The sequence below is a fragment of the Lysinibacillus sp. Ag94 genome (genome assembly GCF_023242215.1).
Taxonomy (GTDB): Bacteria; Bacillota; Bacilli; order Bacillales_A; family Planococcaceae; genus Lysinibacillus.
In genome coordinates this window covers 1262921-1274464 of the sequence record NZ_CP096780.1, presented here as the reverse complement: position 1 = coordinate 1274464, position 11544 = coordinate 1262921, and the positions used below count along the sequence as shown (strand labels likewise).

Annotated in this window: 11 protein-coding genes; 1 reads left to right on the top strand and 10 read right to left on the bottom strand. The window is 37.9% G+C overall.

Annotated elements, in window-relative coordinates; genetic code table 11:
• Positions 1–328: 328 nt before the first annotated feature.
• The 8 genes from ccsB to MY533_RS05650 all read right to left on the bottom strand — a co-directional run bounded on the left by ccsB (position 329) and on the right by MY533_RS05650 (position 9001).
• The gene (ccsB, locus tag MY533_RS05685; protein ID WP_305884000.1) at positions 329–1519 is read right to left on the bottom strand and encodes a c-type cytochrome biogenesis protein CcsB; all 1191 of its coding nucleotides are present in this window, start codon (positions 1517–1519) and stop codon (positions 329–331) included.
• Positions 1516–3180 (bottom strand): cytochrome c biogenesis protein ResB, encoded by a 1665-nt coding sequence (locus tag MY533_RS05680; RefSeq protein WP_248718324.1) that lies wholly within the window; start codon positions 3178–3180, stop codon positions 1516–1518. Before MY533_RS05680 ends, ccsB begins: the two co-directional genes overlap by 4 nt.
• Before the next feature lie 13 nt (positions 3181–3193).
• Positions 3194–3727 (bottom strand): thiol-disulfide oxidoreductase ResA, encoded by a 534-nt coding sequence (gene resA, locus MY533_RS05675; RefSeq protein WP_132363135.1) that lies wholly within the window; start codon positions 3725–3727, stop codon positions 3194–3196.
• A 327-nt stretch (positions 3728–4054) separates the two neighbouring features.
• The gene (locus MY533_RS05670; RefSeq protein WP_132363137.1) at positions 4055–4786 is read right to left on the bottom strand and encodes a pseudouridine synthase; all 732 of its coding nucleotides are present in this window, start codon (positions 4784–4786) and stop codon (positions 4055–4057) included.
• 500 nt (positions 4787–5286) lie between these two features.
• Positions 5287–5874, bottom strand: coding sequence for an Asp23/Gls24 family envelope stress response protein (locus MY533_RS05665; RefSeq protein ID WP_248718323.1), 588 nt, complete (start codon positions 5872–5874; stop codon positions 5287–5289).
• Positions 5875–6270: 396 nt separating this feature from the next.
• Positions 6271–7341, bottom strand: a complete 1071-nt coding sequence (locus MY533_RS05660; RefSeq protein ID WP_132363141.1) for a D-alanyl-D-alanine carboxypeptidase family protein — start codon at positions 7339–7341, stop codon at positions 6271–6273.
• Between the two features lie 315 nt (positions 7342–7656).
• Positions 7657–8250, bottom strand: a complete 594-nt coding sequence (scpB, locus tag MY533_RS05655; RefSeq protein WP_132363269.1) for an SMC-Scp complex subunit ScpB — start codon at positions 8248–8250, stop codon at positions 7657–7659.
• On the bottom strand, positions 8222–9001 hold the full coding sequence (locus MY533_RS05650; RefSeq protein ID WP_132363143.1) for a segregation/condensation protein A: 780 nt from the start codon (positions 8999–9001) through the stop codon (positions 8222–8224). The genes scpB and MY533_RS05650 overlap by 29 nt, the downstream gene beginning before the upstream one ends.
• A 55-nt stretch (positions 9002–9056) precedes the next feature.
• Between MY533_RS05650 and MY533_RS05645 the strand changes: the two genes are divergently transcribed.
• Positions 9057–9563, top strand: coding sequence for a DUF309 domain-containing protein (locus tag MY533_RS05645; protein ID WP_248718322.1), 507 nt, complete (start codon positions 9057–9059; stop codon positions 9561–9563).
• On the opposite strand, the gene MY533_RS05640 is transcribed toward MY533_RS05645, so the two are convergent.
• Together MY533_RS05640 and lysA are read right to left on the bottom strand one after the other, a co-directional pair.
• Entirely contained in the window at positions 9557–9931 is a 375-nt protein-coding gene (locus MY533_RS05640) for a GNAT family N-acetyltransferase (RefSeq protein WP_248718321.1), read from the bottom strand. The genes MY533_RS05645 and MY533_RS05640 overlap by 7 nt on opposite strands.
• 199 nt (positions 9932–10130) lie before the next feature.
• Positions 10131–11450, bottom strand: a complete 1320-nt coding sequence (gene lysA / locus MY533_RS05635; RefSeq protein WP_132363149.1) for a diaminopimelate decarboxylase — start codon at positions 11448–11450, stop codon at positions 10131–10133.
• Positions 11451–11544: the final 94 nt, after the last annotated feature.

Sequence of the window (11544 nt, the reverse complement as noted above, 5' to 3'; positions counted from 1 at the left end):
GCGACGTAAAAAATCTCATATGTGCTCAAAATCAATTATATCTCGGCATAATTGCATCCGGAATTGGTTTTACGCTTAGGCCTGCTGGCTGCAGGTCAGTTAGCCGTTTCGCACGGATGCGATGATTCCGGAGGCTTTGGGCTGGCACGAGGTTGGTCACTCAGGCGTTTTCACCGGATGTGAAGTTTTTAGCCTGAGTTCCTCTATTTCAGCAGGTTTTTTGTACCACTTAAATTCACATGTATCTACCACCTATAAAGGTAGGAGACTTCTGTACCTGTCTCTCACTTTCGGTACAAAAGACTTTTGCTGAAAGAAGTTAATTGGTTTAAGCCGAAGCGTATGAGTGTAAACCTGCAAGAATCAAGTTCACAGCAATTAAGTTAAATAATATTATTGCGAAACCAATTAATGCTAACCATGCAGATTTTTGACCTTCCCAACCTTTCGATAAACGTAAGTGTAGGAATGCTGCATAGAATAACCATGTAATAAGCGCCCACACTTCCTTCGGATCCCATCCCCAGAAACGACTCCACGAAAGTTGTGCCCAAATCATTGCAAAGATTAAAGCACCTAACGTAAATACTGGGAAACCAATTAACACGGAACGATACCCAATTTCATCTACTAATTGTAAATTTACCCGTTTGACAAAAGGTTGGAAAATCGCACTAATTCGACGTCGTGCAATTAATCGAATCAATAAATATAAAACAGATCCTACTAATAATGACCACACAACTGTTGTTAATTTCTTCGCATTAATGAGCGGAGGCATTTCTACTAACGGAGACATGCCATGTTCTTCAACCGCCTTATATTCATTCATACCAAATAGCGGCGGCATTTTGTATTCAATTTGACGTCCATTACCCTCTTTATCAACATAAGTATATGTTGAATCGTAACCCATCCAAAGACTAAAAACGCATGTAGAAAGTACGAAACCAAGGACTACAACAAGGAAGAACATTACCGATTCTAACCAGAAACGTTGTTTAGAAGGTTTCTTTAAATCAACTACTTTCAATAAATACACTAGTCCTGCTACCGCACTAATTGCTAAAAGTGATTGCCCTAAAGCAGCTGTAATAACATGAATTGTTAACCAGTGACTTTGTAAAGACGGCATTAAAGGAGTTACCTCTTTCGGGAACATCGCCGCATAGGCAATTATTAATAACGCCACAGGTAATGCTACTAAGCCTAGAGCCGTCACGCGATAAATAAAATAAATCAAAACGAATGCCCCAACAATGAACATGCCAAACGCAGTCGTAAATTCAAACATATTACTAACAGGTGCATGCCCTGCATAAATCCAACGAGTGATAAAATAACCAAGCTGCGAAAGTAGACCTATAATCGTGACAACAATTGCAACCTTACCCCATTTTTCAGTATTTTTTCCTGTTGCATTCGATTGTTTTATCGAACCACCAAATAAAAAAGTCGCAACTAGGTAGGCTATGAATGCTACAAATAATAGGTTTCTACTTATGTCAATCAAACTCATAAGTTGTTGTCACCTTCCTTTTCCTTTGTGGATTTCTTGACATCTTCTGACGAATCTAACTGATCTTCATATGGTGGTAGACCAGCAAATGTAGTGACTGTATCTAAATCCTTTTTCATACTGAACATATTTTTATTCACATGGGCAGCCATCAACACTCGGCCATCAGGCTCCACCTGTAACCATAAACGTCGGTGGTTCCAATACGAGCCAATTACTACACCAATCATAAAAATAATACCGCCGACAAATAAAATTGGTATCGTACTATCCTTACGAATTGTAAAGTTTGATGAATTACGCGTCTCTACTCCTGTGAATTTCATTCTATATTTGTTTTCACCAAGTGGTTCAAAAGGCGGCTTCCTAATTTCTACAAAGCTTACTTCACCTTTTGGCGTTTCTGGTGTTGTCATTTTAAATATAAATGCTGGATTATTTGGTATTGATGTTTTTGTTTGTGGTTCACCATCTTTAAAACCAGAAAAATCTGGTGTATACACAAGAATCTGTACTGAAGAACCATTTCCTAAATCATATTCTTTTTTAGGATTCGTTAAATCAATTTCAATTTGTCCTAGTGACTCTTCTTCATTTGCTTTATTCACTAATTTAAAATTCATCTGTCTCAACTCATTGAGGCGATAATTCATTTGATACAGTGCAAAACTGTTTTCTTTTAACGGATGATTGACACGAATAGAGTAATCTCTCAATTTTTTAAGATTGTCTGTATCACCAGGAAGAGCTCCGTCGGGTTGTTTGTATAATGTTATGTCTGTTTGATAGTTTTTCGCCATAGCATTGACACCTTGGTTTGATTGCTCGTCCTGTGGCTTATTGTCATGGGTTTCCAAAATAAATTTATTATTTTTAATAAAATAGCCGTCCATCCCTGGTATAGCTCGTGTCTCACCTTCACGGATCCAAATCGTCTCATCCACATAAAAACCAGGTACTAAGCGCAGCATAACACCTGCTAAAAAGATAATGAGACCGACATGATTTATGTATGGGCCATATCGAGCAAAACGGCCGCGCTCTGCTAGCAATGCACTTCCATCACGACGAACGCGATATTTTAGGTCAGTCATTTTTTGCTCAACTTTATCTAGCGTTTCTTCAGGGTTTGGCACTTGTCCTTCCGCAACGATACGTTGACGCTTCATGAAACTTTCATGACGTTTAACGCGTTGATTTTTTAGAGACTTGTGTAATGGTAAACCACGGTCTAAACTCGCAACAATAATAGAAATCGCAAGCATGCCCACTAAAATTTGGAACCACCAAGTACTATACAAATTAGAAAGTCCTAAATTATTATAGAGTTTGCCCAACAAACCATACACTTTCTCATAATACTCTGCTTTACTAGGCTCGGGGGCATTAACATACATCGCTTGCGGTAGTATTGTTCCAATTGACGCTGCGACTAACGTTATAATAATAAGGGCAATTCCGACTTTTACATTCGAGAAGAAATTCCAAATTTTATCGACAATTGTTGTGTTATACGTTTTTGAGCGAATCGCCATTCCGTCGTAGCGCATATCAACAACTTTTGTTTGTTTACCTTCCTCAGTTAAAGGACGACCACATTTCTCACAAAGCTTCGTGCCATATGGGTTACTATGACCACAAGCACAAATAATGTTTTCCATAGTCATTTACTCCTTATTTTGGCTTCACTAATTCCATAAACGAAGCAATTTTTCCTTCCTCTAATTCACCAGTAATAATTTTGACTACTTTACCATCTGGATCAATGACAAGAGTTGCAGGTAAATTACCTACATTGTAGGTAGTACTAACGCTTTTCGTTTTGTCAATAACTACTGGGAACGTTAATTCATGTCTATCGACAAAATTCTGTACTTCAAAATCTGTTTGCGCAAGATTGACCGACAATGTTTGTACACCCTGATCTTTAAAGACTTGATACTGACGATTTATTGCAGGCATTTCTCTCTCACACGGCCCACAAAAAGTTGCCCAGAAGTTTAAAAATACTCCCTGCCCTTTATAATCAGACAGCTTATGTTTTTCACCGTTTAAATCTACTAACGTGAAGTCTGGTGCTTTAGAGCCCACTGCTATTAACTCTACTTTATCCTTTGTTGCTGTTCCGTATACCGTGTAACCAATTGCTAAGACTAAGACTGCCAAAATAATGGTACGAATGACGAGACGTTTTTTCTTTTTCTCCAAGTTAATAAACCCCCTATCAATTTACGGCTTAGAGTAACTACAACTAACGCTAAGCTTTTCATACAAACATCCATATGTATAGATTTTACCGTCTAATTTTCAGCATTTACATGTTCACTCGTGCGTCAAACGCCACCTCACAAAAAGTGGAAACGATTTCATCAGGATGCAATTAATCTAGGTTAGCTATTCTCACCTATTATAGCAAAATGAAGCAGAAACGCTTAGCTAATAATTATGAATGATTTATGAACGATTTCACTAATAAGAAAGTGAATACATTGCTATTACACATAGAAGTATCACTTTCTCATAGAAAACGCGGGTTTATCCGATTTTTCCTGTCTCTGCTAACACGCGCAATTGCTTCACTTCATGCTTTGTTAATTCACGATATTCCCCCGGAGCTAACCCGAATAAATCTAAAAAGGCAAAGCGTTCACGTTTTAGTTTAACTACTGGAGTACCAATCGCCTCGAACATGCGACGCACTTGACGATTTCGCCCTTCGTGGATCGTAATTTCACAGATTGCCTTACCTGCTTTTTCATCAAATGAAGTCATACTAACCATTGCAGGAGCTGTTTTGCCATCTTCTAACTTAATTCCTCGTTGAAGCTTTTTTAAACCTTCAATGGTTGGAACACCTTTAACACGAGCAATATATGTTTTGTCGATTTTAAATTTCGGATGCGTCAGCATATAAGAAAATTCCCCATCATTTGTCAATAACAATAAGCCAGATGTATCATAGTCGAGACGGCCAACTGGGAAAATTCGTTGCGGGATATGCTTAAACAAATCTGTGACTGTTTTGCGTCCTTTGTCGTCTGTTACAGCTGAAATCGTTCCACGTGGTTTATATAGTAAATAATAAACCTTATCCTCTTTCTCAAGCTTCACGCCTTCTACTTCTATCGTATCTGAGTTGGATACCTTTGTACCTAGCTCACGCACTACGACTCCGTTCACCTTAACTTTACCTTCTACAATCAATTGTTCTGCCTTACGTCTAGACGCCACACCAGCATATGCAATGACCTTTTGTAATCTTTCCATTCTTTCACCTCTAATTTTCTTTCACCTTGGTTTGACACCAAGCATTAAACCTCATTCGCATATTATGAATAAGATTATTTTTCCCGCTAATCTGTGAAAATTATGTCATACTTTTATACATTATTAAAGAAAAACTAATTATGGATAAATAATTAAATGATTTGAAATAGTTTTTATCAACTAGTTTCTGGATAATTTGTACATAGCATGAGTTGTTTTCCGTTTCGGTTTGGCGCTTTTCTGGCGTGCGTACAATGAGCCGCTTGGGCCAGCAGATGTTTCTTGCTTTCGTCACAGAAAAATTGCCACAGGACGTGGCGTTCTTAGACTGAGTCCTCTATTTCAGCCAATGACACCCGCTAAAAAGTGACTTAAAACAGATACATCCCACCACCTAAAGAGATGGGAGATACTTCTGTAGTTGACGCTTTGCGTTCGCTTTCAAAACACTTGCTGAAAGAAAAAACAAAAAAGCCACCATTTTAGGCAGCATGTCAAAACTATTCATTTTCACTATATTTGTTTTCGATTTTAAGTCCATAGTTACTTAATTCTTTATTAATAAATTGCTTCGCGCTTGATAACTTTTCGGTTAATGATTGTTCAATTATTGAACCATCCTGTAAGGTGAAAATCAATTTTTCTGGTATACTGACACCGTTTTTTGCCACAATAGTCTGCTCAACCTTCACAATATCTTCCCAACTTGTATAATCTTCTTGTAAACTAAAAAAATAATTCATATGAATTCCTTTTGTATCAATATATTGATAGTTATTAATACATAAAAATATCAATGCGCTAGCAAGTACAAACGATGACCCCACGATCCCTCGTTGAATATTCCTCCCTTTTTTTGTTTTAGGCGTCACTAAAAAATTGATGAATAACATGACCGCTATCATGATTAATACTACCATTAATACAATATAGGCTGTAAAAAAAGGGTCAAAAAAGTAATATTCCTTAGGTCGATAGAACAACTCTTGAATAGGATATAAAAAAATAAAAGGAGCGATAAAGCTTGACAAGAATAAAATAATTATTACCCCTATTTGATATTGCTTATTGTGTGATTCACTGGTCATAAACAATTTCTCTCCTCTATCAATATTCAAAAATCTAATTAATTACTAGTCTAATTAATTTTGATCATCACAAAACGTGTGGTTGATTTCCGTTCCGACTGGCCGCTTTCGCAAAGAAAACATTTGTTGCTGTCGCTTCGCTTTCGCACAGAAAACATTTGTTGCTGTCGCTTCGCTTTCGCACAGAGCAAAGCTTCCTAGGGTGTCCAGTCTCCAATCCAATCAACTTATTTACATAGTAGACGTTTTAACAAAAGTCATCCACAACTTTTGGTGATGATCCTTAATTTTACTAAACCGCCCACATATTGTTGAATAATTTTGAATTCATTACGTACTGTCGACCACAAACGTTATCCCGATGTGGGTCATAAACAAAAAAACAGCGAATCGCTTTTAACGATCCACTGATTCAACTTTTACTGGTACTGCATAGATACGCTCTTCGCCTAGAAAGATGGACAGTACACCTTCCTTACGTTTTCTAGAAACATGCAAAACTTGCCTTACACTATCTTTTTCTTCTTTATTTAGCTGTAAAAGAATTGGTTCCTCTAAACGAATGGAGAGGTTTTTATTGACTTTATATTTACCTTTTTTCACCACTGTTTCAAGGCTGTAATCTTGCCAAACCTTGCTGGCTAAACCTCGATGTACATTCCAGTCATCGGATTCATTCAAAGTGACGACAATACATGTTTGCCCGTCCTTTTGGAAGGCAGTTGCAAGGGTTCGACCAGCTACCTTTGTAAAGCCTGTTTTTCCGGCAAATGCTGAACCTTTAGCTGATTTTAATGCATTAACAGGTTGTTGTGTCTCATCGCCTATTTCAACGGCAACCCCTGACCCTTCTCGTAATAAACGGTGCTTATTTTCCCATAACATCCCGTTTTCAGTATTGGCACGATATAGAACTGTGGAGGCAATCTTCTTGAACGTTTTATTTTGAAGAGCAATCCTCAACATTTCAGCAGTATCTCTCGCTGACGATAAGTGCTCATCATGGTGCAAACCGGACGGGTTCATAAATACTGTATTTGTGAGTCCAGCAACAACAGCCCGCTCATTCATTAACTTTACAAACCCTTCTACCGAACCGCCGGCATGCTCTGCTAAAGCAGTTGCTGCGTCATTTCCTGAGCGAAGCATCAAACCATATAACAGTGTTTCTACCGTAACCTTTTCACCTGCTTGCAAGTAAATGGACGAGCCCTCAGCCGTTGCAGCCCTCGGTGAAATAACTACTTCATCTTGAAGATTGCTATTTTCAATAGCCACAAGTGCTGTCCAAATTTTTGTTAAGCTAGCGATTGGTAACCGTGCATCACTATTTGATTCAAATAAAACACGGCCCGTATCACCATCTAAAACAGCATATCCGCTACCCCCCCGTGCTAAACTGGTTTCTGGAAGCATTAACATTACCACGACTATCATGAACAATATTAAACGTACTAACCGAAGCAACGAGCCACTCCTTATTAAAAGTAATAGGAAAATATAGATTAAATTTATGTTTCAAGCTAAGTATTATACCAATCAATTATGCCCAACATAATTGCCGCTGTCGCGCAGATTAACAATGCGTCCTGAATCGGCCTTTGTACTATTGCCAGCAAATGTTTTTTGTGCGAAAGCACGAAATTGGTCACTGAGTCGTTGCCACAGGACGTGGCGCTCTTAGACTTAGTTCCTCTATTTCTGCTAATGTTTGGACATATGTACCTGTGCTACTCTTCCGGTACAAGATATTTGCTGCAAGAAGTTCAATTATGCCTTCATTTACTTTACTCCACTAAAGGTTTCTTGGAATTTCGTCATAAATAGATCTGTTTCTTGCTCTTGTTCAACTAACTCTTCTTCAGGTAAAGGCGGCATTTCATCCATACTATTTAATCCAAAGTAGTTTAAAAATTCTTTTGTAGTACCATATAAGATTGCACGTCCTGTCCCTTCCGAGCGACCGACTTCCTTAATTAGCCCTCTAGAAACGAGCGTTTGAATTGGTCTTTCACATTTCACACCACGTAAATCTTCAATTGCTACACGTGTAATTGGTTGTTTATATGCGACAATAGCCAATACCTCAAGTGAGGCTTGCGATAATGATTGAGCAGTTGGATTTTCTACTAATCTTTGAATGGTATCTGCTAAATCAGATTTTGTTATTAGTTGATAAACTCCAGCCATTTCTTTTATAGTAACGCCTCTTGCTAAATCTTCTTCATAGGTTGTTTTCAATACTTCCATAGTTTGTACGACTAACTCTTCCGGTTCGCCTAAAAGTTGTGATAATTGTTTGATAGTTAAGCCGTCGTCTCCAACAACAAATAATAAGGCTTCTATTCTACTCTGTAGCATCATTGTTTTCGTCATCATCCCATTCCTCCTTCTGTAATGTAACTGTTAATTCTTCAAAGTTACCGTCTTGCTCTACGATGACGACCTGACGTTTCATCAGTTCAAGAATAGATAAAAACGTCAGAATAAGCGTTGGCTTATCTTCATAGGGAAAAAGCTCGAAAAATGATGCACGTCCACCTGTAGTTCGTAATGAATCGACAACTGAACGCATTTGGTCTTTCACTGAGCGTTCTTGCCTCGCTACAGTTGTTTTTAGTGGTTTCTTTAATTTTTTTCGACGCATTAGTTTTTGAAAGGCTCCAAGCATATCATAGATGTTGACGTTCAAATCAAATAACGCCATTTGTTCATCTGATGCTAACTCTGATAAATCTGCTGGAGGCCGTGTAAATACCTGTGCACGATCTGTTTCAAGCTCTTGCAGGCTACTCGCTGCTTCTTTATATTTCTTATACTCTATTAAACGTTGCACCAGTTCTTCACGTGGGTCTGGGCCGTCGACTTCTAATTCGGCATCTTCAAGCTCACCTTCATGAATTGGCAAGAGCATACGACTCTTAATAGCTAATAATGTTGCAGCCATCACTAAATATTCACTAGCCTCATTTAACTCAAGTACCTGCATAGCATGTATATGGTCAATATATTGTTGAGTAATTTCAGCCATTGGGATATCATAAATATCAATTTCCAATCTGTGAATTAAATGCAATAATAAATCAAGAGGCCCTGAAAAGGCTTCTAATTTTACTTCATAAGACATTGTTTTACCACCCTGAGATTCTATGTTCTTTTAGTATAGTAGAAAGGAGTCCAAAATGCATCCACAGCATCACACTTTATTTATCGACTATTGTGCTTTTTTCAATGGAAATCAGGATTTTTTTGAATGCCATGAAGTCCTTGAGGAATACTGGAAGGATATTGCTCCAGGTGATAAAAAGCATCCTCTCGTTGGATACGTACAACTCGCAACAGGTTTATATCATTGGCGACGAGATAATTTTATTGGTGCTGCGCGAATTTTAGAAAAAGCACTTCATAATTTTCAACATAATAAAGGCCACATCTTTTTTGACGAAATTGATTACGAAATACTATTAACACAACTAACAGATTCACTTTCTGCTACCCAAAAGGGCAAGTCCTTTCAAGCATTTCAACTTCCTCTTTCAGCCATACTAGAGGAATTAGTTTTTACTCGCATACAGATTTTACCACCAAGTAATACTAACTATCTTCTTCATAAACATATGCTTCGAGATCGCTCACATATTCTTGCAGAGCGTCAAGAAAGCAAACAAAGAAAAAGCAGACGTCAATGATCGTCTGCTTCTTCATCGATACAATTTATACATTTTTGAACAATATAACGCGTTTCCTCTGTTGCACGCACACTTTCATACTGGCCAAGGTCTGCCACTTCCTGTAGCATTTCCTTTGCAACACCTTCACCTCTATAAGAAGGGACAACGGAAACATGTTGAATCATAGCTATATTATTACTGTCTGTTACAAGTCCAACAATGCCTACATACTCATCGTTCTTTTTCCATAAATATAAAACCCAATTATCATCATTTTCATAGGAGTGGATTGTCTCTTTGAGCTTTTTTATGTCTTTTTCGTTAGGCATAAACGAGAGTAGCCCCATTGCTATTTTCTCGAAAGCTTTTTTATATCGAATTAACATATTTGTCTATTCCCTCATTTTCTAGCTGTACATAATCTTTGACTATCCTACACGATTTGTACTTTTACCGCAAGTCAATTTCTGTCTTACGAACCAGGTCCGAGAATACCTTTAGACGCCAATACCCAATAGACAACGCCCCACAACAAAATAAAAGTTGAAATGGACGCTAGTAATACCCATTTGTTTTTTCTCATATTTACTCACCCTTTTTTAACGTTAGCGGGAGATCGTTTTGAACAATATCTTCATAACTTTCGCGTCGAATTGCTAATTGATGCTTGCCATTTTCTACAAATACAACTGCTGGTCGTGGCACACGATTATAGTTACTCGCCATAGAATATCCATACGCACCAGTACAGAAGATTGCTAACACATCACCAGAAGCTGCTTCCTGAAGCTTAGCATCAATAATTAATTTATCGCCAGATTCACAAAGTTTACCAGCCACTGTATATGTTTCACTTTTCGATTCATTTGCTTTACTTGCAATGACCGCCTCGTACTTCGCATCATATAATGCTGGACGGATATTATCACTCATACCACCATCAACAGCAATATACTTACGAACATTAGGTACTGTTTTTTGTGAACCAATTGTATAAAGTGATGTTCCTGCATCGCCTACAAGTGAACGCCCTGGTTCAATCCAAATTTCCGGCATAGTTAGACCAAGTACAGTCGCTTTGTTTTTTACAACTGTAATCATATCCTCTACATATACTTGTGGCTCAAGCGGTGCATCTTCCTCAGTATAACGAATTCCGAAGCCCCCTCCTAAGTTTAACACAGTACATGTAAAATCGTGAGTTTTCTTCCAATCAGAAATCTTATCAATTAGTTTTTCTCCTGCTAAGCCAAAGCCCGCTGTATCAAAAATTTGTGAGCCGATATGGCAGTGTAATCCTAGAAGCTCTAAGTATTCATGGTTAAAAGTTTGTTGGAAAGCTTCATCTGCTTGACCATTATTTAAGTCGAAGCCAAATTTAGAATCCGCTTGACCTGTCGTAATAAAATCATGCGTATGTGCCTCAACACCTGGTGTGACACGTAGTAAAATACGCATTTTTTGTTGACGGCGCTCTGAGATTTCTTGTAAAAGTTGAATTTCATAGAAATTATCCACGACTATACAACCGATTTTCGAGTCAAAGGCTAATTCTAATTCCGCAATGCTCTTATTATTACCATGGAAATGAATGCGCTCTGCAGGGAAACCCGCTTTTAAAGCTGTAAATAATTCTCCACCAGAGACCACATCTAAAGATAGACTTTCTTCTGCCGCTAATTGGTACACAGCTACACATGCAAATGCTTTTGAAGCATAAGCTACTTCTGCTTTTACACCTAGTTTTTTAAACGTATCAATAAAGCCGCGTGCACGCTTCCGAATAAGCGCTGTATCATACACAAATAAAGGTGTACCATACTCTTTTGCAAGCTCTAATGTATCTACCTGTCCAATCGTTAAATGACCATCTTCAGAAATCGCTTGTGTTCCATAAAAATGCATGTGCATCTCTCCCTTTTCACATCGTTCCATCTTGTGATTTTTAGTAAGGATATAATCTTAGCCTACAATCCTTATTTACAGATGTAATGCTTCA